The sequence below is a fragment of the Anabaena sp. FACHB-83 genome (assembly GCF_014697485.1).
In the GTDB taxonomy this organism is placed as follows: Bacteria; Cyanobacteriota; Cyanobacteriia; order Cyanobacteriales; family Nostocaceae; genus Nostoc_B.
Genome location: NZ_JACJRY010000015.1, coordinates 153,381 through 179,416, shown reverse-complemented (window position 1 = coordinate 179,416; position 26,036 = coordinate 153,381). Strand labels below are relative to the sequence as shown.

The following is a 26,036-nucleotide window of genomic DNA, read 5'->3' as shown; positions in this document are numbered from 1 at the left end:
TTCTCAATCACCTTCCGATTCATCTTCATCGCTGGAGTTCTTTTCCTTCTACTCCTGTTGACGATTTCTTCTGCTTTAACTCCTCCTAATTGTAAAAAACCTACACCTGTCAGCCCCCAACCCCTCCCCGCAAGCGGGGAGGGGAGCGTTTGCGTCAGCAAATGCGGGGTGGGGTTCCAACTGTATTACAAGCAAGTAAGAACCGCTATACTTCAGCTATTATTCCCAGTGCGATCGCATTCCCAAAATCAAGTTATAGACTGGATTGTTAAAACCGTTGTGCTAATTGCGGAGTCCGCCCCTTTAAGCCAATCATCAATTTAAGCGCGAATACCTTTAACACTGGAACGCGCTGCATCAACCATAAACCCAAACGCCGCACCGCTACCAAAGGTAGGATTTGGTTAGAAAACATTCTATCTAACAAATCGGTGAACCCTAAAATTGTCAGGTTCTCCAGTTTCCGCCAGCGTTCATAGCGTTTGAGGACTTGAATTTTACCGATATCTTCGCCTTTTTTGTGGGCTGTTTGGATAATTTGGGCGAGGGCGGCTGCATCGCGGATACCGAGGTTTAAGCCTTGTCCGCCGACGGGGTGACAGTTGTGGGCTGCATCGCCAATTAATGCCAAACGGGGGAGGACATAGCGATCGCTTTGCATCAGTTGGACTTGGAAGACAAAGCGATCGCCAAGTAACTCCAATTTACCCATGTGATCACCGTAGCGGCGGCTCAGTTCTGCCAAAAATTGCTCATCATCCAAAGCACACAAAGCCTTCGCTTCTTCGTGAGGGGCTGTCCAGACAATGCGGCAACGGTTCCCCGGCAGAGGTAAAATTGCAAAGGGGCCACTCGGCCAAAATCTTTCGTAAGCAGTATCGTTGTGGGGTTTTTCTGGTTTGACAAAAGCCACTATACAAGACTGCCAATATTTCCAGCCATGAGTTTTGATTCCCGCCGCTTGGCGAATTGGCGATCGCGATCCATCCGCCGCCACCAATAATTTACTGCGGACTGTGTATGTCTGCTCAGAAATCTTGATATCGATTGCCACTATATCCTGCTGATGCTGTGTATTCACCACCTCAGCCGGACAAAGGTAATTCACATTCGGACATTTCTGGACAAATTCTTGCAATGGCTGTAACAAAGCTTGGTGTTCAGCCACGTAACCCAACTCTGGCGAACTTCTCCCAATATCTGCCGCGTCAAATTCCACCACATCAGGATAGTCAGCATCCGAAAGCCGCACATGACGATATTTGGCGATGTGGGGTAAGATTTTATCCCAAATGCCAATACCTTGGTAAATCAGCGCCGATAGCAGATGCACTGCATAAGCTTGGCCTTTGGCTACAGATGCTGATGTTACCTTCGCCTCAATTAGCAAGATATTCAAACCAGAATCTTTCAAAGCTGCGGCTAGGGTTAACCCAACAATTCCACCGCCGACAATCACCAAATCATAGTCATACCCCCGTTTGTCTGTTGCGGGTTGCTGGGGGGAAATAGTTTGAGTAAACTGCGTTAGCGCCATTGTTAAGAGAAATTAAGCAATCCTAACTATTATTCTTACGCGATCGCCCCCAATAGAGCAAGTTAAAACCTAAACTCTCAATCCTGCCATCAAAATAACTCAGTAATTCATGAATTTTTCTAACTAATTTACTTGGCTTAAATGTCTTAACTGTCTTAACTGTCCGCTTCAAGGAGAGGGAAAGTAAATTTATTGTACAAATACTTGCTGGATTAATAAAGTATTTGTAGTCTAGCTTATGGTAATTTTGGTTACTAAAAAAACATAATTACCATACGCAAAAAGTCTTAATTTAACTTATAAATTATGAGTTGAAGTTTGACATTTTTTGGCTGGGCTAAAACTACTTTATGACCTGAAAACAGAATAATGAAACGTCTTGTAATTTGTTGTGATGGAACTTGGCAACAGTTAACAAATGCCTACCCCAGCAATGTTGTGAAACTGGCTCAATCAGTGAAACCAACTGCAAATGACGGAGTTCCGCAGATTGTATTTTATGATGAGGGAATTGGTACTGAAAATCAAAAGATTTTAGGTGGAGCAACAGGATTAGGAATTGATAGAAATATCGAAGATTGCTATCGATTTCTGGTGCTGAACTATGTTCCTGGTGATGAAATTTATTTGTTTGGCTTTAGTCGTGGTGCTTATACAGTCAGAAGTCTAGCGGGAATGATTTATTGTTCAGGTTTGCTAGACCGACCACATATCACCAAAGCCCATGAAGCGTACGAACTTTATCGGAAACGCAATGTCAAGCCCAAAGATAAAGAAGCTGTAGATTATCGGAACAAATATGGCGATCGCGTTCCGATCACTTTAATTGGTTGTTTTGACACCGTTGGGGCGCTGGGGATTCCTGGGTTAGCCGCCTTCAAAAAAGTTCACGACCAACTGAATCAGCGTTACAGATTCCACGACACCACTTTAAACAAAGATATCCAAAATGCACTGCACGCAATGGCGATCGATGAAATTCGGGAAATCTTTGATGTCACCCCCATGAAACCCCACCCTGAAGCCGAAAACCAACGGGTAATTCAAAAATGGTTTCCTGGTGAACATGGTTGCGTTGGTGGTGGAACTGAAGAACATAGCGGCTTATCTGATGCAGCCTTACAGTGGATGATTGATTCCGTTGGTGATTTAGGACTGGGACTCGAATTTGATCCAAACGTCATTCCCACAGGGATCAACCCCAATTATAAATGCGAATTTAAGAATGACCCTGGATTCTTTAAATTGGCAGGAATCAAGCTGCGGGATGTCGGCGACGCAATTGAAGAACTACACGACAGCACAATCAACCGTTTAAAAGTTCGCCAAGACTATCGCCCCAAAAATTTACAAAAGATTATTACCAAACTATTAGACTAAATTCCAATTTAGGCATTTTTGTTTTTACTTGTAATCAATACAGAGGTAAGTATTATGGCTGGTAAAAGAGACACATCCAGAGATGGTTTAAACAACAAAATTCAAACATTTGTTTTAACCCATTTTAAAGGAATTTGGGGATTACTTCAAAGTAATGAATCTATTAAACGGAAAGTAAATAAAGCATTGCTCAATAGTCTCATCTACAAAATTCCCACTCGCCCCAATCCCTACAGTACGATGACACTAGATAAGCATATTCCTGATACAGACAGAGCGAAAAAAACTGATACTTATACTTCCTGGGAATCACTCAACGATCGCACCTATACAGGCAGACACTTACCACCAGATCCCAAACTCAACACGCCGGAAAATCTTCCCAAAGTTGAAGACCTAGCTATTTTATTCCGCAAACGAGACGGTCAAACCATTTACTCTAGCAAATCAACTATGCTGTTTCCCTATTGGGTACAGTGGTTTACCGATAGTTTCCTCCGCATCGATCATCACAACAAATTAAAAAATACATCCAACCATGAAATTGACTTGTGTAATGTTTATGGTTTAACCAGAAAACAAACGCATCTTTTAAGAAGCTTTGAAGGTGGTAAATTTAAAACTCAAAAACTCAAACGCCAAGACGGAGTAGAAGAAGAATACCCCCTATTTTATTATTCTGACCCAGCACAAGGTATAGTAGACTCTCAATTTGCTGGTCTTTATGAACCCATCAATGATGAAAAAAGACAGCCAGCCGATAAAAAACAATATATGTTTGCGATGGGAGTAGAAAGAGCCAATGTCCAAATTGGCTATGTCATGCTGAATGTTCTTTGTCTGCGCGAACACAATCGTCTGTGTGATGTCTTATCCAAGAATTATCCTGATTGGGATGATGAACGTCTCTTCCAAACCGCCAGAAATATTCTTATGGCAATTATTCTCAAAATTATTATGGAAGAGTACATCAACCACATCACTCCTTATCACTTTAAGCTATTTGCTGATCCAGAAGCTTTTACTAAAGAAAGTTGGTATCGTACCAATCACATGGCCATTGAATTTGACTTTGTTTATCGTTGGCATAGTGCAATTCCTGAAAAATTTGTTTGTAACGGTAAACCAACTCATGTTGTCGAAACTCTCTGGAACAATAAAATATTAATTGACCAGGGTTTAGGCTCATTAATGGAAGAAACTTGTTCGCAAGCAGGGACAAGAATTGGTTTATTCAACACGCCTGATATCTTAGTTGAATTAGCTGAATTACCTTCCATCAGACTCGGCAGAGAACTACAATTAGCCAGCTACAACGATTACCGAGAATTGTGTGGTTTCCCCAGAGTCACCAGCTTTGATCAAATTACTGGTGATGAATTTACTCAACAAAAACTCAAAGAATTCTATGGTCATGTTGATAATATTGAATTCTTTGTAGGACTCTACTCAGAAGATGTGCGACAAAATTCTACGATTCCTCCGTTAGTCGCAAGGTTAATTGGGATTGATGCTTTTTCCCAAGCTCTGACCAATCCTTTACTATCACCGAAAATCTTCAATAAAGATACGCTTTCGCCTATCGGTTGGGAAATCTATCAAACTACCAACACCGTCTCAGATTTAGTAAATCGCAACGTTCCGTCATCAGGTAAAAAGTATAAAGTTACTTTTGATCTGCACAAAGCATAGCCCATTTGAGTTTGATTGATAGAGACAAACAGATCCCCGACTTCTTTGAGAAGTCGGGGATCTAAAACTCTCATGTTTTAATGTAAGTATTCAGGAGTCAGAAGGTTTAAAGAATAAGGAAAAATATTTGATGAATTAATTTGCTAATCCTACAGATAGTTCTAAATTCTGAATTCTGACTCCTCGGTGCTGAATTCTTACGTTTTAATTTAATTCTTCTACTTATCTAGCAACTGCAAAATGAAACTATTTACTGAATATCCAGAACAAGAAGAAGCTAAATACTGTGCTTTGATGAGTGAGCTAGTCAAAAAGAATATGGATAATCTGTACAAAGGTGAAAAGCAGAAAATCGCCAAGCGAGACACTCACTCTAAAACCCACGCGGCTGTTCAAGGTACTTTAGAAATTTTTGACTTTGATGAAGCAGCGATTAAACAAGAATTGCGTCAACGCACTGCATTAACTGAAGCTGAAATTCACGGAATTTCCCTCAAACAAGGTTTATTTGCTCAAGCAAAACAATATCCGGTGTGGTTAAGATTTGCCAGTGGAGCATTTTCAGTCAAAAATGATTATGAAGGCGATACACGCTCGATGGCAGTTAAAATTATAGGTGTAGAAGGAGAACGAATACCCCACAGTCATGAGTTACACACCCATGACATTATTGTTCATAATCATGATGTCTTTTTTGTAAGAACTATTAAAGACTTCTACAGCTTCTTTTTGACAATTTATCGAGCCGGGTTGTTTCCACTTTTTAGGTTGTTGGTGCTAATTTGGCTCAAGTTACATCCCTACGAAGCCACTCTTTTACAAACCAGTTTCAAACGGTTTCCTAAAAGTTTACTCACAGAACGCTATTGGAGTGCTTCAGCTTATGCTGTGGGACTCAAATCAGATTTTGATCCATCCCAAGTAGGTCGAGTTCCTGTAGAATACCCAGCAGTCATTAAATATGGGTTTGTTCCAGTTTCTAGTCAAGCACCTCATCAACCCCTACCTCTAGAGTCAAGACCAGAAAGCGAGCTTCAACGTGTTAAAACTTCTGGTGCAGAGGATAACTATTACCGAGAAGATATTATGCAAGCTTTAGCCAAGCCAGATGCAGAATATACTTGGGATTTCCAAATTCAATTTCAAACTAAACCAGAAATGTCTGTTGATGATTCCACCATTATTTGGAGTGAAGAAGAATCACCCTTTTTTACAATTGGTCGTCTAACGGTTAAACATCAAAAAGTCAATTCTCCCCTAGAAAATGACTTTGGTGAAAATCTCCGATTTTCGCCAGGAAATGGTTTAGCTGTTCATCGTCCTGTTGGTGCAATTAATCGCTTACGTTCTGTTGTGTATCCGATTGTGGCTAATTCCCGTCATACAAAACGGGGAGTCAAATATCAAGAACCGACCAGCGAGACAAAAGTTTAAAACTAGTAAAACTAGTAAAACTAGTAAAACTAGTAATTACAAAAAAATCTCGCTGTTATCTACAGATAACAGCGAGTTTCACCCTGATTAATTATTTATCCAGAAAATTGAGAAGATATAAATCTATGTAGAACTGTTATTTGTGAGCCTTGTTAGCAGCAGTATTAGATTTATTAGTTAAATTTGTAGCAGTGTGCTTGTGATGCTTGTGATGCTTTAAGTGTTTTGTATGTTTGCCTGATTTTACCTGACTCTTGCTCTTAGTGATAGCTGCTTTGTGATGAGTTTTACTAGTATCTATTTTAGCTAAAGGTGCTGTTTTAGTAGTAGATGTAGTTTCCGCATGAACAGCAGGTGTAATCACAGCCAGAGGTGAAGAAACTGCCAAAGCTAAGACTAAAACTTTGATGAGGTTTTTCATCGTATTTCCTAATTTCTGCTCGATGAGTTGATGATTTAAATATGCCAGTTACTTATGTCATTTGCTTGTTTTTGATATGGATTTTGTGTGAATTTGAGAAATTTGATCAGTATAAAAAAACTGCCGTTTTTCACAGCAGTTACTATATGCTACAGGGCAACATAGTATAAAAAACAAATTAGGAAAATAAATTTGAAATTTATCTGTTGAAGAATCTAGGATTTGGACAAAAGGTTAGATTTTAGAGTTAATACTGTAGCCTCCTGGAAAATTTTATTTAGAGAAATGGCTGATTAGTCTCCTCTAAAATGCAGATGAAAACAAATAAACATCTTGGAAGTTGAGAAGACTAAAGCCGGAGTAACCTTGAAGCTAATTACTTAGCGAGAATGGACATCTCATCAGTAACTTACAAACAAAACTATCGCAAAGCAGTGTGTCATTATTTTGTTCTGCATATAAATTTTCTGTGTCAAATTGGGCAAAAATGACCAACTGTTTACCACCTGGTTTCTAGATGCTTAAACAACGCTCACAGCCAATAACTGTTCTGACATATCAAAATTAGATGTGACATTCTGCACATCATCTAAGCTTTCTAGAGTATCAATTAATTTGAGGAGCGATCGCGCCTGATCAGAATCTGTAACTTCTACATTATTACTGGGAATCCAGCGCAATTCGGCATCAGTGACTTTAAAGCCTTTGTCTTTCAGGGTTTTGTTGAGAATTTCTAAATTAGCAACCTCGGTGAATACTTCCGCCGTTTCATCTTCGGTCATTTCATAAGACTCAGCGCCGCCTTCTAAAGATGCTTCTAAAAGCTGGTCTTCATCAACCACACCCTGGACAACACACACGCCTTTTTGGTCAAACATCCAGCTAACGCAACCAGTCTCACCCAAGTTACCGCCGTTTTTACTAAAAGCCACCCGTAAATCAGCCGCCGTGCGATTGCGATTATCAGTCAAGGCTTCAACTAAAATTGCCACACCACCGGGGCCGTAACCTTCGTAGCGAATTTCTTCCAGGCTATGGTTATCACCGTTAAATGTACCTGCACCTTTAGCGATCGCTCGCTCAATATTATCATTGGGGATACCCGCCGCCTTCGCCTTTTCAATCGCTGTACGTAGTTGAAAATTCCCCGCCGGGTCTGGTACACCATTTCTCGCCGCCACAATAATAGCCCGCGATAACTGCGTGAAAGTTTTTCCTCTTTTAGCATCCACTACAGCCTTTTGGCGCTTAATATTAGCCCATTTACTATGACCTGCCATAACTTGTAACTATTTCCGCTATCTCCAAAGATTAGGATATACAAGTGAAGTATGAAGTGTGAAGTCTGAAGTCTGAAGTATAGAAATTTAACTTTCATTCTTCAAGAGTTGCTATTCCCTGTTAAATTAATGATTCATCTTCTCCAACGAATTTTGGCACGATTTTTGCGTACTAGTCGCACATTTAGGCGCAGCAAAAAGAAATTGCCACAATATCTTCAGCAATCACTTCTATTACTGCTCATAGGCATAGTTGCTTTAAGTGGATGTCAAACTCTGCGTTCTAGAGTAGAAGCAGGTAAGATTACTCATATTACTTTATGGCATGGGGTGAATCCACCACAAAATCGAGATGTCTTACAAAAGTTGGTAGATAAATTTAACCAAACCCATAAAGATATTCAAGTCGAATCTTTATACATTGGGCAACAGGATCAGCAAACACCAAAAATTTTGGCTGCTGTTGTTGGCAATGCCCCACCGGATTTATTGTGGTACAACCCAACTATTGCTGGACAATTGGTGGAACTAGGGGCGCTAATTCCTGTAGATGAGATGTTAGCCAATTCCCCAGTTAAAAACGAAATTGACCCAACTTTATATGCGGCAATGGAATACAAAGGCCAGTTATGGTCAGTTCCCTTTGCTACCAATAACCTGGGCATTTTTTACCGTCCAAGTTTATTTAAAGCGGCAGGAATTACAGAAATTCCGCGCAATTGGCAAGAATTTCGCCAAGTGGCCCAAAAATTAACCCGTGATTTTAACAATGATGGGCAGATAGACCAGTATGGAATGTTTCTGCCCTTGGGTAAAGGTGAATTTACAGTTTTTAGTTGGTTGCCATTTATGTGGAGTAGTGGCGGTGAGTTGGTGACTGGTGATGCCCAAAATCCCGCAGGTGTGAGATTAACGGAAAATGCCGGAGCGATCGCAGCTTTACAATTTTGGCGTAACTTAATTACAGACGGTTCCACAATGTTATCTGCCCCAGAACGAGGTTATGAAACAGACCCCTTGTTATCGGGTAAAGTCGCAATGCAAATCAATGGCCCTTGGAATTTAGGTCAATTTCAAGATACTAATGTTGATTGTGGGGTGTTTCCCCTGCCAGTAAACCAAAAACCCGCTACAAATATTGGCGGTGAAAACCTCTTCTTATTCAAAACTACGCCAGAACGCCAAAAAGCAACCTTCAAATTTGCGGAATATGCCATGAGTGCTGATTTTCAAACAGAATTAGCCCTCGGAACAGGTTATCTACCAATTAACTTAAAATCCCGCCAAAGCGCCAAATATCAAGAATTTATCGAGAAAATACCACAATTACAAGTCTTTTTAGCACAGGCAGAGTATGGCCGGAGTCGCCCGATTTTTCCTGGTTACAATCGCATTTCCGATAGTATCGGACGGGCAGTAGAAGCTGTGTTACTGGGTAAACTTTCGCCAACAGAAGCACTTCAAACTAGTCAGCAACGGCTAGATTTAATCTTTAAATAACTCCAAAATAACCATAATCAAGGGAAAAATCTGAGCAGTGACATCTTCCGCTCAGATTCTGTTGGTGCTGTTCTGTGTCACTATTAACTTCAGCCGCATTCACCAACTTTACGCAAATTCTAAAAAAATAATCTGTAAATTTACTCAATTGACTCTCACATACCACAGAACTTACACAATAAGACGAAAAATCAATTACTTACTCAAACCCTTACCCAATTCTCCACAGACAACCTTTGTGCATATTTATATTGACGTTAGCCATATAAATAAATTATGATTTTAGATTGTCTGTCTTATTCCTGCTCGGATCAGGTAGACACACCACAAAGGCTAACCACAGCGATTCATCAAGTTTTGATATATCGCCTTCTCTACAAGAGATTTTTGTTAGCTACCTGTACGGCAACTCCAAGGACAATTTAATGACCTACGCAATTATTGAAACTGGTGGTAAACAACTTAAAGTTGAGCCTGGTCGTTTTTACGACATTGAACTGCTAACTGCCCAACCAGACGAAAAAGTTACAATAAATTCTGTACTACTAGTACAACATGACGGTGGACTCAGCATCGGTCAGCCTCTAGTATCTGGGGCAACTGTAGAAGGAACTGTATTGCGCCATTTCCGAGGACGCAAAGTCATAGTCTACAAAATGAAGCCGAAGAAGAAAACCCGCAAAAAACGTGGTCATCGCCAAGAAATTACCAGACTGTTGATTAACTCCATTACTCTCGATGGTCAGGTATTTACAGCATCGGAAGCGGCGGCTGTAGCTGATGATTCCTCTGCGGAAACCACTGCTGAATCATAGAAAAATAAGCATAACAAGGAAATTATGGCTCATAAGAAAGGAACAGGTAGTACACGCAACGGTCGTGATTCTAATGCCCAGCGTCTAGGTGTCAAACGCTTTGGTGGTCAAGTTGTGCGTGCAGGTAATATTCTTGTACGTCAACGTGGCACAAAATTTCACCCCGGTAACAATGTAGGTATCGGTAGCGATGATACTTTGTTTGCCTTAATTGATGGCGTTGTCACCTTTGAAAGAAAAGGCAAATCTCGCAAGAAAGTCAGCATTTATCCAGTCGCTGCACCCACTGAAGCCGTAGCCAGCTAAATGCTTGGTTATGTGATTAATTAGCCAGAATGGTTGATAACAAATGAGGGTTGGTCACTTCCACCCTCATTTATTTATCAATGAAGGCAGGAGTTAGGAGGTTATACACCGCACCAAATTTTTAATTTGGTGGCTATTATTCAGGAGGAGTCTGAATCCTATAGCTGAATAAAAACCTCCTGCCTTCTGCCTCCTTCAACGCATAGATGTGTATATAGCAAATTCCTCGTGGAGAATTGCACCGCAAGCTATACCTACCAATGAAAATAAGGATGTAATTAAAAAGGCTGATCTACCATTAAATCCGGCTGTGTAAAAATCAATTTTTGCTAAAATTGCCGCAGCAATAATGAGTAAGGTATCGAGAAAGAGGCGAAACCAAGCAACCATCAGGAAAAATAAAAATGCCCCAAACACGGCAATAAAAAAAGTTTTGATACTAGACTCAAAAAATACACTAGAGTAATTAGCCATTGCTAAAAAGGGAATAGCTAAACTTGATAGTAAAACTAATATCCCAACTACGATGACTATCCAAAGAGACAAAGGCATGTGTGCTTCTGATAACACCCAGCCCAGGGTACTATAACTAATCAGTACTAATAATAGTGATGTCCAGGGAAGGTTTTTGAAAATAGACATAAGTTGCTCTCATGATGAATAAGTAAAGTGATGCTTTAAATAAATTTTCCATGACCAAAAACTTCAACTGATGCAGCAGATTACCAGTCAGTAAACTATACAGGTTGAGTCATTAAAGCTAGATAGAAACCATATTCTGATTTCTGATGTATCATAATCAACTACTTGGTTTTGATATGGGTGCATCAGTGGGTAAAGCGCAAAAGCCTTGACTCTAATCTCCTGCGGTGTTGCTCATGTGTCTTTTAGCCGACATGACCATAGTTGTAGGAGTTGTGATGCTGGCGGGAGTAAAGGCGATCGCTTTCTTCCAGAAAGCTGGGTTAGTTTGAGTATATTTCGACGAGAATGACTTAGACTATATGTTTATCATCCTATTTTTGCCAAACGTAATCAATAGTCCGTCCGCAAATTCTCTAAATTTCCCAATAATTACGGTACAAACTAGTTAAATATTTTCGTAAACATTTGTAAACTGTTAGCAGCAGAGTAGCAAAGTATCACATCTGATTAAGGAATTGTCATGAAACAACTTGTTGTCGTTGAGCGTGTAAGCCTCATCGGTCATATTGTGTCAATGGTGTTTGGGTTAGTAGGAATATTATTGGTTGTACCCAATGCCGAACTCATTTTGAACTTGTCTGAATTTGGACAGACTGCCATGCAGTGGAGTATGGCTGGTGGTGGTGTAGTTTATATGATTTTGGGTGCAGCAGCTGTATTGTTGTATGCCTTGCGGACATTGGGTGTGGGTCGTGCTATGGCATTTCTGCTGCCTGCTGTATTAATTTCTTTAACTAGTGAATTATTAGGAACCAGTACAGGCTTTCCTTTTGGTCACTATCAATATTTAAGCGGCTTGGGATATAAAATAGGTGGTTTAGTTCCCTTTACAATTCCCTTATCGTGGTTTTATTTAGGCTGTGTATCTTACTTGTTAGCTCGTGCTGGCTTAGAAGTAGATACAAAACCAAGCTTGTGGCGGCATATTAGCGCAATTGGCTTGGGTTCTTTGCTGCTAACCTCCTGGGATTTTGTGCTAGACCCAGCCATGAGTCAAACTACCCTACCCTTCTGGTATTGGCAACAACCAGGCGCTTTCTTTGGAATGCCTTATCAAAACTTTGCTGGTTGGTTAGGTACTGGTGCAGTATTCATGACAGTAGCAGCATTGTTGTGGAAAAATCAGCCAATTAAATTTGAGCGATCGCAACTAAATCTACCTTTAGTAGTCTACTTAAGTAACTTTGGTTTTGCTACCGTGATGAGCTTGGCTGCTGGTTTCTCTATTCCCGTATTGCTGGGTTTAGTTTTAGGTGTTACCCCCGCGATTATCTTGTGGTGGAAAGCATCCGCAGCGAATAATCAAGTTACCCTTGAACCAGCAACTAAAGAAGTTTCTGTAGCCAGCATCGAAGTTGCTTTGAAGTAGTAAACACTTGGCAACAGGCGGGGATAAAGGGGAAATTCCTCTCAGTACCCCATCCTCAATCATTGACGAACAACTAGATCCCCGACTTCCTCAAGAAATCGGGGATCTAAAACTGATTAAGCATAGTTCTTGAGGATAAACATATTCTAGTTAATTTACTTAAAACCTAAAAATTACCGTCTTTGAGCATATTTAAGAGATTCATAGCTGAAAGTACAGATATTGTGGGAACCGTTCAATTATTATGGTCTATGATTGGCTTACTCCTAACAATGGGTGGCACATTTTTGGAAGCATATAGTATCACCTGGCCTTGGAGTTGGACTCAACATGGAATTCAAACCTTTTCTTTAGGTGTTAGCTTTCAAATTGGTGCCGTCTTACTAGTAGGTTGTTTGGGAGGGCAGAATGCTGGGGCGCTCTCACAAATTGCGTACTTAGTTATGGGATTAACTTTATTGCCTGTATTCTCCGAAGGTGGAGGTCTAGGTTATGTCAGACTGTCCCAGTTTGGCTATCTTTTAGGCTTTATTCCTGGAGCGTGGATTTGTGGATTTTTGGCGTTTCAAGCCAGGCCAAAACTAGAATCTTTGGCATTTAGTTGTATTTGTGGCTTGTTAACCATTCACTTCTGCGGTATTACTTATTTGACCATGAGTTACTTTTTTCAGTGGCAAGGTACAGAAAATCTCTCCTTAATCCAAGCAATTCTGAAATACTCGTGGTTTGCCGTACCAGGACAATTAGCTGTAGTTTGTGCTGTTACCTCAATCGCTTATTTATTACGCCATTTAATGTTTTATTAGTTATTAGTCCATTGTCATTTGTCCTTTGTCAAAAGCTAATGACTAATGACCAATGACTAATGACGCTGAATTAACTCACTATGAATTTAAAAAATCGCCTGTTTTGGATTGCTGCCTTTATCGCTTTTTTCTTAGATCAACTGACTAAATATTGGGTTGTCCAAACCTTTAAATTAGGAGATACATTACCACTCATCCCAGGGGTATTTCACTTTACTTATGTGACTAACACTGGCGCAGCTTTTAGCCTATTCAGTGGCAAGGTGGAGTGGTTACGCTGGTTATCTTTAGGAGTCAGTTTAGTATTAATCGCCTTGGGTTTGTTCGGCTCAATGCTCAGTCGTTGGGATCAGTTGGGTTATGGTTTAATTTTAGGCGGGGCGATGGGTAATGGTATCGATCGCTTTGTTTTAGGCTATGTAGTAGATTTTCTAGATTTACGGTTGATTAATTTTGCTGTATTTAATATTGCCGATTCATTTATCAGTATAGGTATTGTTTGTTTACTGATAGCCTCGTTTCAAAAAACACCCACTCCCCCCCGGAGAAGGTGATTTTAATTTCTAGCAAAAGACCGCAGGGGAGTAGGGGAGAGCTTGGTGTTATTGACCATTAACCAATGACGAATGACCAATGACTCTACTCAACCATGCTGTAAAAATTCTACTTTGGGTAAAAGAGGGTCAGTAACAATCGCTACTCCAAGAAAACCCCAGCGTTTGAGCAAGCTGCTGAGTTGGCTTTCAGGGAGAGACTCTACAGCAAAGCGGCTTGCTACCTCTGCTGCATGAGTATTGAGATAGCTTAAAGCATCAAAATTTTCTCGAAACAGTAATATGTAACCTAACTCTTCCGAGTTGGGACGTGCTGTTAAATAACGACCATCTGTTTTGGAACGCACTAGATAATAAACGTCGGAAAGCATATTGATAGTTCCAGACTTGATATCAGTCAATTTGAGAGCTAACGCTTCTGATACTCCACAACCAGTAAAACAGAATATAGGCTCTTAATGGGGAATAGCTTGCAATGCTTGATAGATAGCATCGGGATTAGCAGCAATGACTTTGAGGTATGCCTTTGCAGTCTGGTCTGGCTCACTGCGTCCTTGCTCCCAGTCCCGCAATGTGCCAAGGGGAATTTGATAACGCGCAGCAAATTCTTCTTGTGTCAATCGCAAGGCGCGGCGTATAGTTTTAACGCGGGGAACACGTCTAGCGTTGCTTAACTCAGTTTCTGTCATCGGACGAGCATCAGGGTCACTCACAGCTGCCGCATGAATTTCTTCTTCAGTCATATCACGCATAGGCTGTTCTGGAAATGGTCTTTCGCTACCGTCTGGCAAGACCTCAAGTATCGTCCCATCCTTGTGCATTTTCGCGGTAATAGTCGTTTCGTTCATGCTTCTCTGCCTTTCTGGCTGATATTAATCGGATGCGCTCTCCGCGCTCGGTATAAGTGATATGCAGCAATACTCCATCACACATACCAATCAGATTGATCCTCTCTTCTCCATAATTTTCACGCTCATCAAAGCGTTCTATGGCAAATGGGTCGTTAAACGCTTTGATTGCCTGAGAAAAACTAACGCCATGCTTCTGCCAATTGGTAATGGCTTTCTGATTATCCCATTCAAAGTTATCTGCATCATTCATCATATACGGGATATCAGTAGTTTAGTCAATCGTCTACTGGATAAGACAAGATGAACCCCTTAACAAATCAATAGGCTAATGACATAATTTTTGTTTATTTGTACCCTAATTCTTCGGCTTGTGTCATATTAGTTACCCAATTTACATGCTTAGAGGATTTATTTGAAACTACTGTTTGATAATTCCCATCGTAGTTAAGCATTTTTAAATTAATACGAATTAAAATATCGTGAAGATGCTTAAGATATCTAACTACATCTTCAAAGTCATATTTGCTATCAAAGTTAAAGTAACCTTCGTGAAATACAGCTCCTCTGTAATAAGATAAAATTCCAGCAAAAGATTTTCGACCATCTGTGCGCGGATTTCTATGATAATGGTCGTCGATGATAGTAGCATCTTGTAATTGAAATTCAGGACGATTGAGTAAATAAACAACGGCTAATCCAAAATCATTGTCTTTTTTTGTACTGTTTCTTATTCTCTCTGCAATTCTATTCAGAATATTTCTTTCGCTTCCTGATTCAGTAATACTTTTTATTTGTGTAACAACATCATTAATAATTGTATTCAATTGAGTCTTTTGAGCATCATTTAAACCACTGTTCAAAATTTGATTATTAACTTCATATTTTTTACACAAACTTTCTAAAGCTCGAATTAATAAATCTTTTCTATTTGATAAACGCTGTTTTGGATCTCCTGCCTGAATAGTCAACTCTAAACTACCGCGTAAATATGATTGTCTAAAATGAGATGAAGATAAAGATTTTTCTAGTAATGTTCCGATTCCACTATTCGGGTCAGGTTCATTACCTTTGATAGCAACATGACCTTTAATATATGGTAAAGGATATATATTATGGTGAATTCGTTTTACAAGTTTATAATTTTCATCTCTAAATTCAATCCAAGGCACTTGTACTTCTGTTCCCGTAGCTAATCCTAAAACATATAATAAATCAAAGGGAAAATTTCTTTCTACATCAGCAGTAGCAATAGACATAGAACCTACTTCACCAACCATGATTGATGTTATAGTACAATGCTCTTGTTCTAAATTTAATCTATTTTTTCTGTGGTCATAATCAGGTAAAGGTTCTATCCAGCATTGACTATTGTTATATTTAAAGTTGATTAAACGATGAGGATAAAATCTATTTACATCTGTTTCTAAAATTTCTCTTTGACTAAAATCTGTTATCAAGTTAGTCAAAGGTATTATCCAATATTTAGGCGTTAGTTGCTGATGTTCATGTGTTTCTACCTCAAATTTATCAGTTGATAAAATGAGATTAATTCCTTGACTACGTATTATATCAGTGAGATCATAATCTCTTGGTAAAATATAAATATTTGAATTAATACATATATCTTCTGAAAGAGTTTTAACCTGAATACTCTGAATTTTTTGATTTATCTCTGTATTCTGTAAATTTATTTCAATGTTACATTTGCCAGATTTTTCAACTTTTATTAGGCAATCAGTTTCAATTTCTGAAGAGTTACTAAAATGAATTTTAGCATTGCCTTGATAAGAAAAATCAGTTTGAAATGATTGACCTATTGGTGAATTAATCATCATTATAAAAGATTTATAGATAATTCTTTATTTAAAGATATAGCCGTAGTCACTTAGGTTAAGACAGTGTTGATTGATGAAAACCTTTTATCTACCTACTGATTGTATACTCAGCACTTAGCATTTTATGATTTGCTATACGGCATGATTCAGGAGTCAACTAAATAGACAAATGACTATTGACCATTGACTCAATATCTAAGCATCTAACTTAATTCGAGGATCGGCTGCTTTTAACATTAAATCTGCGAGTAAGTTACCGACGTTCAACAGCACCGCACTCATCACTAAACTCGCCATAACTAAGTATTGGTCTTTAGCGATAACCGCCTGTAAGGTTAATCTCCCTAAACCTGGCCAGTTAAAGAACTGTTCGGCGATGAATGCACCGCCTAATAAACTGGCTAACTCAAAACCCAGCAAAGTAATTAGGGGGTTAATAGCGTTACGGAGTGCATGAACGTAAATGACGCGATTTTCTGGCAGTCCTTTGGCGCGGGCTGTTTGGATATAATCTTGACGGAGAACATCTAACAATTCCCCACGGGTAATGCGTTGCAAACCAGCAAAACTGGTAACACTCAAGGCAATTGTGGGTAAAATCATGTGCCAGCCGATATCAACAATTTTACCAAACCAGGATAAATCAGCATGATTAATGCTGGTCATACTACCGACGGGAAATAAAGGCGAGGTAAATTGGGCAAAGATTAATAAAAATAGTGCCGTGATAAAGCTGGGAAAGCCTTGTCCGGCATAACTAATGACTTGTAAGATGCGGTCTGTTGGGCGATTTTGCTTCACAGCTGCAACAATGCCGAGAGGAATAGCGATCGCCCATGTCACAATTAAAGAAGCGATCGCTAATAATAAGGTTGCCGGTACACGTTCCCATAACAGGGAAGCTACAGAACGCTGATAGACAAAACTTGTACCAAAATCCCCTCTGGTAAATATCCGCCACAACCACAAGAAATATTGCTCAGGCCAAGACTTATCTAACCCAAACTGTCTTCTAATTTCCTCAATTCGTTCTGGGGAAATTTTGGGATTTTGTCGCAGAGTATCTACATAATCTCCTGGAGACAATTTGATGATGAAAAACGACAGCGCCGATGCCAAAAGTAAGGTAAACAACGCTTGTAATACCCGTTTCATCACATAAATAAAAGTTTCACTCGTAATTAGCCGAATTAGCCAATCTCGACTGGTCTCCAAGGAAATTTTTGTAGCTGTCATTTTTATTTTGTCCTCTGTCCTCTGTCCTCTGTCCTCTGTCCTTTGCCATTAGTCAAATGACTAATGACCAATGAACGCCAGTGAGGGAGTCGGCGAAGCCGACGACAGTCGCTTTAAGTCGGGAAACCCGCCCATCGCGCTGTCTCCCCAAAGCACTGGCTCCTAATGACCATTGACTAATATTCAATTAACGAGATAATCGGCAAATTAGGGAGATTATTCCGCCCTTGTAAATCCCGTAGCTCGATAATAAACCCAAAACCTACGAGTTCACACTCAAGCTTTTGAACTAACTTGGCTGTTGCACTGGCTGTACCACCTGTAGCAATTAAATCATCCACAATTAAAACGCGGCTCCCTGGATGCAACGCGTCTTGGTGCATTTCTAAACAGTCAGTACCGTACTCTAGTTCATATTCAATAGAGTGAACCGCAGCAGGTAACTTGCCTTTTTTGCGGACGGGAATAAACCCAGCCCCTAATTTATAAGCTAGGGGAGCGCCAAAAATAAATCCCCGTGACTCCATCCCAATCACATAATCTGCTTGAAATCCCGCTTCATTGCATTTTTCTGTGAAAAAGTCAATAGTGTATCGCAATCCGTCGCGATCGCGCAGTAAAGTAGTAATATCTCGAAATAAAATACCGGGCTTGGGATAATCGGGAATTTCACGAATTAGAGATTTTAAGTCCATAAACAGTTAGGGAATAGGGAGTAGAGAGTGGGGAGTAGGATTGGTCATGAATCAAGGCTAAAACCTGAAATTTCAGACTTTAAAGTTCATACTTGAGACTTTTCTCTTGCCAATTCCCATTCCCAGAAAAATCGTACACTATAATGTCATACGCTAGATTTGAGGCTCTAGTATCATCATCCATTGACGATAGTGAGAATCTACACCAAGCTTAAATTATGGAATGGTACTCAATACAAGAAGGTAAACTGATGCTGTAAAAAGGGAAATTTAAGTATATGAGAGCTTTGGAGTAGAACAAGTTAAGTCATGTATACGTCAGGTATTATGGCTACTGCCACAGGTTTAATGTTATTTTTTGGCTACTTATCTTAAATTTAGTTGTACTAGTGTATCTAGTCTGTTGGAAGCGCACAAGGTAATTTATAGAATGAATGTCTCCGCGAGCTTAACGCCGTTCAACAGTCCCGCACCTGCATCAACGCCTATGATTCTGGATACGTTACCAGATCCGGCGATCGCAGGACAAGGATGTCCGCCCAGAACTCGGCTACAAATCGACCTCATCTTATTGGCCATTGAAGCTTTAGAACTCGGTGGTTCCGAAGCAATTTTGGCCTTTGCAGAAGAGTTGGATTTAAAAGATATTATTAAAAATCGGGTAAATTTATGGCGGATGCGTAGCTCTAACCCCATGCGCCGCGCTAATATCCGCAGACCCTTAACAATTATAGAAGCCAAGGCTTTAGTAGTTATTGCTTGCTACATTGCACGGCGGTTAACCGTGGTCATCCGTCAGATGCTGATGATATATCAGCAAATGAATGAAAAACAAATCCCCCTGGAACAAAACTTGCGTTTATCTAATTACCTAGAACGCTTTCGAGTGCATTTTAAAAGCAGAATGAATGCGCGGCGCTCTGGGGTACTAGCATTAACATCTGATGAAAAATTAGATGAGTTAGCCATTAATTTGTTAGAAAAACTTCTATTTTGTACTGGTACGGCCGGAATGCAGCGATTCTGGATTAGTCTTTTTGATGGGGAAGTGGAATGAACATTCAACGGAAATACAGTTTACCTAACTGTACGTTGCTTTTAGAGGGTTTAAGCGATGCTTCCAGGGCAGCACATTTACAAGAACTCCGCCCAGAATTATCGATATTGGTCAATGTAGAATGCTATATATCTGGTTATAAGCAGCCTCTAGTGGGAGGTCGAGAATTTTTTGAAAGTTTGGTGAGGGCTGTGAGTGCTTATGGACAAGAATTTTTAAGCAATATCCCCAACCCCCAAGCCCATAACCAAGACTCAGAATTAGTAGAACTGCAAAAAATTGACCATAACCGTCATCGGCTAATTGTACATTCTGAAAGCAGTACTGAAGCTTTGGGTTCTCAGGCAAATAAATCACCGATTCAAATTGATATGAATACGGTGCAGTTGTTTGATTTAGTAGAAGCAGTAGATCAATTTTTTGCCGATACCCAAACCCTACCGGAGTTAGCCCTAGAATTACAACCAATACCCCGACGCTACAGTGGTGCTAGTGAACTTGTCGTCAAGCAAGCACTACCAGCCAGTATTGGAGTTGCGAGTGTAGCTGTTGCGGCGGTTGCTTTTAGTTTGATTCCACCCCCCCAAGTCCGCACACCAGAAACCCAAAGCAGCGCCACTCCCACACCAACGACAACTGCTGTTCCTACCCCCACCGCAGCAACAACTCCCGTAGCCAGCGCCACACCGACAGCGACACCCAGCGCCACTCCAACTACAGCCGCCACCGCACCCCCAACCACCGATTTAGAAGCCTTATTAAATACAACAGCCGAAATTACTGACCCATCTCAACTAAGGGCTTTAAATCGTCAGGTGTGGAATCAAATTGACCCGGCTTGGAGCGATCGCTCGACAGTCAAGGAAGATTTAGTCTATCGTGTTGGTGTAGCTGGTGATGGTGCGATCGTTGGTTATAAGGCAGTAAATCAAGGGTCAAATGAAGGCGTTAATTTCACTCCATTACCTAAACTGCTTTACAACCCGGCAAAACGTTCGGCAATTAATAATGAACCCATAGCCCAATTTAAAGTAGTGTTTACTAGCAAAGGGGTGTTAGAAGTTAGTCCTTGGCGCGGTTATGCTGGTACACCACAGGTAGTAGGGCAGAAAATTACAGATGCTAACACCGTTAAAGAATTAAACGAAAAGCTATACAACACAATTCGCCAAAATTGGAAAGGTACTCCCAGCTACACCAAAGATTTACGCTATCGAGTCGCCATCAATAAAGATGGCATCATCACTGATTATGAACCATTAAATCAAGTTGCCTTTGATCATTTCCGTGAAACACCATTGCCAAATATGTTTCAATCTGTTTATGGTTCCAATGGCGCAGCACCAAACAACCAAGAACCTCTGGCTCATTTCCAAGTAGTGTTTAATCCTAATGGCAAACTGGAAGTTACTCCTTGGAAGGGGTATCAGTGATAGGTGAGAGTTGATAGAAAAAATGAATGTAGGTTGGGTGGAACGAATATCCCACTCCCTACTCCCTACTCTCACCCTAAATTACTATCTTTGACTGCAACTAGGGATCAATTTCTACATTTTGTCCCTTGGGGAGTAGCATCAGGATAAAAAGTCACAATTGCTTTGTTTTTTCTGACAAAAACAGTAGGAAAGGTTGTACCTGTTTCTGAGTCACGAACATTATAAATACAAGCCCCTTCTTGATTTCCTTGTAATTTAAATGCTCTAGTGGCATCAATTAACATTTCTTCGGCATTGCTGAGATAACTATAGCCCTTAATTACATCTGTAACGGTTCTGTTATTTTGTTTAATCACTACTCCCAAGGTATAGATAACACCTGGAACAACTTCTTCCCGCCTTTGATTATTGGGTAATCTGCCAGCCATACCTGAGTTTTGGAGTTGCAAATATCTGCCAGCAAAATGTAACCCACCAATATCATTGGCGTTATAGATTTCACCACAAAAAATATGTTCAAATCCTTTATTCTTAAACCAAACATTAGTTAAATCTTCAAGAAATTGGTTTTGACTGCGGCGACCAGAACGGATTTCGCCACCACTAGCTTGTTGAATTTTTCGCAATACATTGGGATAAGATAATAGTAATTGTTTAAACTGATTGGGTTGGACTCTTGTACCAATCGCACCACAAGTTTTCAGAACCGAACCATCAAAAGCATTGAGTATAGGCGGTTTTGGCGAAATATCTAACTGCTGTCCTCTGGGAAATCCAACTGGAACTGGGTTATTAATATCATCAAAAAATGGCAAAAGTGCGGGAGTTGGAGACTGGGACAGGGCAGAATTTTGCACTCCGAATATGCAAGTTATTGCCAGTAAAGTTAATTTACTAATTATCAGGCGTGTTGGGTTCATATATTTAATGATTTGCTAATTCTGATAATTTATTGAGTACAGCTTGAGCATGACCTTTGGCTTTGACATTCGGCCAAGCATAAGCAATGATTTTATCTGGGGAAATGAGGAAAGTTGAGCGAACAATTCCCATATATTCTTTACCCATAAACTTTTTTAATCGCCACGCACCATAAGAATCTGCTAATTGGTGTTCTGGGTCACTCAACAAGGTAATTGACAAGTTATGTTTGTTGATAAACTTACAATGAGATTTAATAGAATCTGGGCTAACGCCGATAATTTTAGCTCCCAATTTGCTAAATTCTGAATTTAATTGGGTAAAGTCTTGGGCTTCTGTGGTGCAACCAGGGGTGTCATCTTTAGGATAAAAATAAAGGACAACCCATTGACCACTAAAATCATCTAAGCTGACTAAATTATCATTTTGGTCTGGTGTAGTAAAAATAGGGGCAGGTTGTCCAGCTTGGGGAATGTTGCTCATGGTATGACTAAAATCTTCACGTTATTGATTATGCCTGTTATGAATTTTTTTGCAATTATATTTAATGTAGATTGACTTACATATTGATTGCAATTTACTTACTTCATAAAAAATGGTTGCTACAGCGATCGCATTACTTGTGCATAATTGAATTGTAATTGCACCAGACATTTCCCTCACGCCAATGCTGAAGCCTGGGGTTTGGCAAAAATCATGCGTCCGGCAAAGGTTTGTAAGGCGCTGCTTCTACTGCTGCTGGTGCTGGTATGGGCGGTGGTGACTTCGATTACTAATACTCTTTAGTCACATATAGCATTTACCAGTCTGCTGAGGTACAAATTTATCTGCATCCATCTGCGTAGCCTGCGGCAAGCCGCCTCCACAAAGGAAGCATCTGTTTTTTGTCAATTTCTATATTTTCAGTTAAATTCTAGCTGCTAACATAGAATTTAATTGCCTTATTTTGAGGGTTTTTCAATATGACTTTGATTAATTATCAATCTAACTTTCAGAAATTAACCGAAATTGTCACAATATTAATTGATAATAATCCTATTTATCAAGAAAACTTAGATAAACGAGAAATGATTGAACTAATTAATCGTACTTTTGACCCAAGCTCTGTTCCAGATATTAATAGTATTTCTGAAGAAGAATTAACAAAACGGGTAAAAAGTATTTTATCTTTACATTTAGTTTCAGGAATGCTCAATGATTTTACACCAGAGCAAATGCAACTTTTTGATGAAGCTGTAAAACGAGGATAGATGGGTTATTTATTAGATACTAATATTGTTTCAGCATCACTAAAACAAAACATTCAAATAGGATTGAAAATTACAGAAATAAGGCGAAAAGGTGAATTTCTGGGTATTAGTGGCATAACATACTATGAAATTCAAAGAGGGTTGTTAAGTAGCAATACCATTAGAAAATTAGCTTTGTTTCAACAATTTTGCCAAGATTATCCTATTTTATTTTTGGATGATCTTAGAATTTTTCAAAAAGCCGCAGAAATTTATGCTGACTTAAAAGGCAGAGGCACAATTATTCAGGATGCAGATATTTTGATAGCTGCTACCGCTATAGTTAATAATTTAATTTTAGTTTCTCACGATTCTGATTTAAGCAGAGTTAAAGATTTACAATTAGAAAATTGGTTAACTTTTTAAGTTATCATATTATCTTAGTTGAATAGTTTTGATTTTCGCATATTAACAAATGTAGCTAGGCAAAGACATTAGAGTAAATCTAGCTGCGCTAGAGAAAAAGCAAACTGTTTTTAAGTATTATGAGGAATTGCCTAATTGGGTTTAAAAAAATGGAATTGTGCTGTATTATCACTGAGGCTTGATGTTTGAGTTAATGTTAGTTTGAAATTTGTTAACCAAACAACTTACAGAATCTTTGTGTCTGCTCAACAATCAGATATCAATATTATTGACTTTAACTTATTATCGCTAAACCAATTTAGCAAACCTCAAAATTCATTGAGTTTAAGCGATATTACAAATATAGGTAAAACTTGGGATAAACATAGAACTAATGCTGAACTGATTTCTAATTATTACGCTACAGCAGTTGATCATACGTTAAACAATTATGCTTGGCGAATCAAAACTTGTTCTGAGTTTTTAGAGTTTCAACTCTCTTCAGAAGAGGCGGATGGAACTGTCAAACTCAAGTTATTCCAAACAAGATTTTGCAGGGTTCGTCACTGTCCTGTTTGTCAGTGGCGGCGATCGCTCATGTGGAAAGCCAAAGCTTATAAAATATTGCCACAAGTTGTTACAGATTATTCCAAGTATCGTTGGTTGTTTATCACTTTGACAGTAAAGAATTGCCAAATTTTGGAACTCAGAAAAACCTTGGATGAGATGAACAAAGCTTTTAAGCGATTATCTGAATTGAAAGCTTGGCCTGCAAAGGGTTGGATTAAATCGCTAGAAGTAACTAAGGGTAGGGATGGAGTATCTGCACATCCACATTTACATATTTTGGCAATGGTGCAGCCTTCTTATTTTAGTCATGGCTACTTGTCTCAAGCCAAATGGGTGGCATTATGGCAGCAGTGCTTACGAATTGATTACCAGCCAGTCGTTCATATTAGCGCGATCGCAAAACACCATGACCCCAAAATATTAATTCCTGAAATTCTCAAGTATCAGGTGAAGGAATCAGACTTAGTAGCTGATAGAGAATGGTTTTTAGAGTTAACCCGCCAGTTGCACAAAACCAGAGCAGTTGCTGTTGGGGGTGTACTCAGACATTATATGCAGGAGTTAGAGGAAAATAACCAAGACCTCATTAATGGTAGTGAAGAGATGAATGAGGTAAATCAGGAAACTGTGTCTTTTAGATGGAATCGCAAATCACAGAAATTTAAAATAATGAGCGCAACTAACACAACCTTAAATTTAGTCTTTAATTTAGTCTTTAATTTATAAAACCAAAAAAAATAATCGGTGCAGGGTTACTACACCGATCGCATTACTTGTGCATGATTTAATTGTGATTGAACCAGACATTTCCCTCACGCCAATGCTGAAGCTTGGGGTTTGGCAAAAATCATGCGTCCGGCGGAGGTTTGTAAGGCGCTGGTGACTACTACCCGCAGTTCACCCCCGACATAACTACTCCCTTCTTCTACGACAACCATTGTGCCGTCATCTAAATAGCCAATACCTTGACTTGGTTCTTTACCTTCTTTGAGAATTTTGAGGTCGAGGTTATCGCCTGGTAAATAAGTCGGACGGACGGCATTAACTAAATCGTTGACGTTCAACACAGGTACTTTCTGCACGCTGGCTACTTTTGACAAGTTGTAGTCGTTGGTTAGTAGTGTTGCGTTGATTTCTTGGGCAAAGCGGACTAATTTCGCGTCTACGGTGGCAATATCATCGTAGTCGATGGGGTTAATTAAAATACGTTCTGGGTAAGCTTCTTTAATGCGGTTAAGAATTTCTAAACCGCGTCTTCCCCGGACTCGCTTTTGGTCTTTACTGGCATCAGCTACTTGCTGCAATTCTTGTAAGACAAATTGTGGCACGATGATTGGCCCTTCTAAAAACCCTGTTTCTAGTAGTGCTTCAATCCGACCATCAATTATGCAGCTAGTATCTAAAACTTTGGTATTGGCAGGTTTTAATGTACCTTCTGCTACCATTGTCTCCACAGTATTCGGATTAATTAATCGCAGTAATCCGCGTCCGTGGGTATCTGCCAAATTCATACCTGTAACAGCTAAAATAATACTACCAACAACTGCTACTAAGGGTTTAATAAAACTAAAATCTGGCGGTATAGGTAGCAAAAATAACGGAGCCAGCATTAAGTTTGCTAGTAGTAAGCCAATGACTAATCCAATGGCACGGGTTAAGATGGCTTCCAGTGGCATTTCCCGGACTTGTGCCTCTAGGCGACGATAAGTCGTCTGAAAACTCAGTCCAACTGCACCGCCAATAATGGCGGCAAAGACGGCAACTGTGAGGCGTAAAGCTTCTAGATTGGTCACTCGATCTAGCGTGCCATCAGGTAGCAGATCGGTGCTGTAGAAACCTATGCCTGCTGCTGCCAAAATGAATGAGAGAATAATAATGGCATCAAGCATGGTTGTGTTGTTTTCCTGCAATTGTTTTACCCGATGAAATCAAAAACATCTGACTTCATCGCTAAGAGACAACAATGAATATTGACTTAGACTAAGGGCGGAAGCAGGGAATA

General features: G+C 39.7%; 28 protein-coding genes. 14 read left to right on the top strand and 14 right to left on the bottom strand.

Translation table 11 applies throughout. The features are described 5' to 3' along the window. Positions 1-268: 268 nt before the first annotated feature. Positions 269-1,537, bottom strand: coding sequence for an FAD-dependent hydroxylase (locus H6G79_RS19105; RefSeq protein WP_190592663.1), 1,269 nt, complete (start codon positions 1,535-1,537; stop codon positions 269-271). Positions 1,538-1,906: 369 nt separating this feature from the next. Between H6G79_RS19105 and H6G79_RS19100 the strand changes: the two genes are divergently transcribed. The 3 genes from H6G79_RS19100 to H6G79_RS19090 all read left to right on the top strand — a co-directional run bounded on the left by H6G79_RS19100 (position 1,907) and on the right by H6G79_RS19090 (position 6,043). Then, complete coding sequence (locus H6G79_RS19100) at positions 1,907-2,917, top strand: DUF2235 domain-containing protein (RefSeq protein ID WP_190592664.1); 1,011 nt, start codon at positions 1,907-1,909, stop codon at positions 2,915-2,917. A 54-nt stretch (positions 2,918-2,971) separates the two neighbouring features. Further along, complete coding sequence (locus H6G79_RS19095; RefSeq protein ID WP_190592665.1) at positions 2,972-4,609, top strand: peroxidase family protein; 1,638 nt, start codon at positions 2,972-2,974, stop codon at positions 4,607-4,609. Positions 4,610-4,849: 240 nt separating this feature from the next. Beyond that, positions 4,850-6,043: a catalase gene (locus H6G79_RS19090; RefSeq protein WP_190592666.1), complete on the top strand. Its 1,194-nt coding sequence runs from the start codon at positions 4,850-4,852 to the stop codon at positions 6,041-6,043. A 136-nt stretch (positions 6,044-6,179) separates the two neighbouring features. Here the strand turns inward: H6G79_RS19090 and H6G79_RS19085 are convergent, their stop codons facing one another. Next, positions 6,180-6,464, bottom strand: coding sequence for a hypothetical protein (locus H6G79_RS19085; protein ID WP_190592667.1), 285 nt, complete (start codon positions 6,462-6,464; stop codon positions 6,180-6,182). A 521-nt stretch (positions 6,465-6,985) separates the two neighbouring features. After that, a complete protein-coding gene (locus H6G79_RS19080; protein ID WP_190592668.1) occupies positions 6,986-7,744 on the bottom strand; it encodes a YebC/PmpR family DNA-binding transcriptional regulator in 759 nt (252 codons plus the stop codon). A 129-nt stretch (positions 7,745-7,873) separates the two neighbouring features. Between H6G79_RS19080 and H6G79_RS19075 the strand changes: the two genes are divergently transcribed. The 3 genes from H6G79_RS19075 to rpmA all read left to right on the top strand — a co-directional run bounded on the left by H6G79_RS19075 (position 7,874) and on the right by rpmA (position 10,365). Further along, a complete protein-coding gene (locus H6G79_RS19075; protein WP_190592669.1) occupies positions 7,874-9,244 on the top strand; it encodes an ABC transporter substrate-binding protein in 1,371 nt (456 codons plus the stop codon). A gap of 425 nt (positions 9,245-9,669) precedes the next feature. Beyond that, positions 9,670-10,059, top strand: coding sequence for a 50S ribosomal protein L21 (gene rplU / locus H6G79_RS19070; RefSeq protein WP_190592670.1), 390 nt, complete (start codon positions 9,670-9,672; stop codon positions 10,057-10,059). A 24-nt stretch (positions 10,060-10,083) separates the two neighbouring features. Further along, positions 10,084-10,365 carry a 50S ribosomal protein L27 gene (gene rpmA / locus H6G79_RS19065; protein WP_190592671.1) on the top strand — a complete coding sequence of 94 codons (282 nt, stop codon included), beginning with the start codon at positions 10,084-10,086 and terminating at the stop codon, positions 10,363-10,365. 195 nt (positions 10,366-10,560) lie between these two features. On the opposite strand, the gene H6G79_RS19060 is transcribed toward rpmA, so the two are convergent. Beyond that, positions 10,561-11,007 carry a hypothetical protein gene (locus H6G79_RS19060; protein WP_190592672.1) on the bottom strand — a complete coding sequence of 149 codons (447 nt, stop codon included), beginning with the start codon at positions 11,005-11,007 and terminating at the stop codon, positions 10,561-10,563. Between the two features lie 523 nt (positions 11,008-11,530). Between H6G79_RS19060 and cruF the strand changes: the two genes are divergently transcribed. The 3 genes from cruF (at position 11,531) to lspA (ending at position 13,799) form a co-directional block, all read left to right on the top strand. Next, positions 11,531-12,439 (top strand): gamma-carotene 1'-hydroxylase CruF, encoded by a 909-nt coding sequence (gene cruF, locus H6G79_RS19055; protein ID WP_190592673.1) that lies wholly within the window; start codon positions 11,531-11,533, stop codon positions 12,437-12,439. Between the two features lie 251 nt (positions 12,440-12,690). Continuing rightward, the gene (locus tag H6G79_RS19050) at positions 12,691-13,245 is read left to right on the top strand and encodes a biotin transporter BioY (RefSeq protein WP_190592674.1); all 555 of its coding nucleotides are present in this window, start codon (positions 12,691-12,693) and stop codon (positions 13,243-13,245) included. Between the two features lie 80 nt (positions 13,246-13,325). After that, positions 13,326-13,799, top strand: coding sequence for a signal peptidase II (gene lspA / locus H6G79_RS19045; RefSeq protein ID WP_190592675.1), 474 nt, complete (start codon positions 13,326-13,328; stop codon positions 13,797-13,799). An 89-nt stretch (positions 13,800-13,888) separates the two neighbouring features. Here the strand turns inward: lspA and H6G79_RS19040 are convergent, their stop codons facing one another. The 7 genes from H6G79_RS19040 to H6G79_RS19015 form a co-directional block, all read right to left on the bottom strand. Continuing rightward, complete coding sequence (locus tag H6G79_RS19040; RefSeq protein WP_190592676.1) at positions 13,889-14,170, bottom strand: hypothetical protein; 282 nt, start codon at positions 14,168-14,170, stop codon at positions 13,889-13,891. An 84-nt stretch (positions 14,171-14,254) separates the two neighbouring features. After that, entirely contained in the window at positions 14,255-14,647 is a 393-nt protein-coding gene (locus tag H6G79_RS19035) for a DNA-binding transcriptional regulator (protein WP_199334057.1), read from the bottom strand. Then, complete coding sequence (locus H6G79_RS19030) at positions 14,595-14,903, bottom strand: BrnT family toxin (RefSeq protein WP_199334058.1); 309 nt, start codon at positions 14,901-14,903, stop codon at positions 14,595-14,597. Before H6G79_RS19030 ends, H6G79_RS19035 begins: the two co-directional genes overlap by 53 nt. 91 nt (positions 14,904-14,994) lie before the next feature. Beyond that, positions 14,995-16,485: a hypothetical protein gene (locus H6G79_RS19025; RefSeq protein WP_190592677.1), complete on the bottom strand. Its 1,491-nt coding sequence runs from the start codon at positions 16,483-16,485 to the stop codon at positions 14,995-14,997. Positions 16,486-16,680: 195 nt separating this feature from the next. Next, positions 16,681-17,721 carry an ABC transporter permease gene (locus H6G79_RS19020; RefSeq protein WP_190592678.1) on the bottom strand — a complete coding sequence of 347 codons (1,041 nt, stop codon included), beginning with the start codon at positions 17,719-17,721 and terminating at the stop codon, positions 16,681-16,683. Between the two features lie 52 nt (positions 17,722-17,773). Beyond that, on the bottom strand, positions 17,774-17,908 hold the full coding sequence (locus tag H6G79_RS37375; protein ID WP_277877276.1) for a hypothetical protein: 135 nt from the start codon (positions 17,906-17,908) through the stop codon (positions 17,774-17,776). Then, positions 17,898-18,416, bottom strand: coding sequence for an adenine phosphoribosyltransferase (locus tag H6G79_RS19015; protein WP_190592679.1), 519 nt, complete (start codon positions 18,414-18,416; stop codon positions 17,898-17,900). The genes H6G79_RS37375 and H6G79_RS19015 overlap by 11 nt, the downstream gene beginning before the upstream one ends. 430 nt (positions 18,417-18,846) lie before the next feature. Between H6G79_RS19015 and H6G79_RS19010 the strand changes: the two genes are divergently transcribed. Together H6G79_RS19010 and H6G79_RS19005 are read left to right on the top strand one after the other, a co-directional pair. Continuing rightward, positions 18,847-19,473, top strand: a complete 627-nt coding sequence (locus H6G79_RS19010; RefSeq protein ID WP_190592680.1) for a DUF3038 domain-containing protein — start codon at positions 18,847-18,849, stop codon at positions 19,471-19,473. After that, positions 19,470-20,906, top strand: coding sequence for a DUF4335 domain-containing protein (locus H6G79_RS19005; RefSeq protein WP_190592681.1), 1,437 nt, complete (start codon positions 19,470-19,472; stop codon positions 20,904-20,906). The genes H6G79_RS19010 and H6G79_RS19005 overlap by 4 nt, the downstream gene beginning before the upstream one ends. A 107-nt stretch (positions 20,907-21,013) precedes the next feature. On the opposite strand, the gene H6G79_RS19000 is transcribed toward H6G79_RS19005, so the two are convergent. Together H6G79_RS19000 and bcp are read right to left on the bottom strand one after the other, a co-directional pair. Continuing rightward, positions 21,014-21,829, bottom strand: a complete 816-nt coding sequence (locus H6G79_RS19000; protein WP_190592682.1) for an EndoU domain-containing protein — start codon at positions 21,827-21,829, stop codon at positions 21,014-21,016. A gap of 4 nt (positions 21,830-21,833) precedes the next feature. Then, on the bottom strand, positions 21,834-22,313 hold the full coding sequence (gene bcp / locus H6G79_RS18995; RefSeq protein WP_190592683.1) for a thioredoxin-dependent thiol peroxidase: 480 nt from the start codon (positions 22,311-22,313) through the stop codon (positions 21,834-21,836). Between the two features lie 479 nt (positions 22,314-22,792). Between bcp and H6G79_RS18990 the strand changes: the two genes are divergently transcribed. The 3 genes from H6G79_RS18990 to H6G79_RS18980 all read left to right on the top strand — a co-directional run bounded on the left by H6G79_RS18990 (position 22,793) and on the right by H6G79_RS18980 (position 24,760). Further along, positions 22,793-23,080: a hypothetical protein gene (locus H6G79_RS18990; protein ID WP_190592684.1), complete on the top strand. Its 288-nt coding sequence runs from the start codon at positions 22,793-22,795 to the stop codon at positions 23,078-23,080. After that, positions 23,081-23,485 carry a type II toxin-antitoxin system VapC family toxin gene (locus H6G79_RS18985; RefSeq protein ID WP_190592685.1) on the top strand — a complete coding sequence of 135 codons (405 nt, stop codon included), beginning with the start codon at positions 23,081-23,083 and terminating at the stop codon, positions 23,483-23,485. Between the two features lie 237 nt (positions 23,486-23,722). After that, the gene (locus H6G79_RS18980) at positions 23,723-24,760 is read left to right on the top strand and encodes a protein rep (RefSeq protein WP_313933931.1); all 1,038 of its coding nucleotides are present in this window, start codon (positions 23,723-23,725) and stop codon (positions 24,758-24,760) included. Between the two features lie 86 nt (positions 24,761-24,846). On the opposite strand, the gene H6G79_RS18975 is transcribed toward H6G79_RS18980, so the two are convergent. Next, positions 24,847-25,923 carry a PIN/TRAM domain-containing protein gene (locus tag H6G79_RS18975; protein ID WP_190592687.1) on the bottom strand — a complete coding sequence of 359 codons (1,077 nt, stop codon included), beginning with the start codon at positions 25,921-25,923 and terminating at the stop codon, positions 24,847-24,849. Between the last annotated feature and the right edge of the window lie 113 nt (positions 25,924-26,036).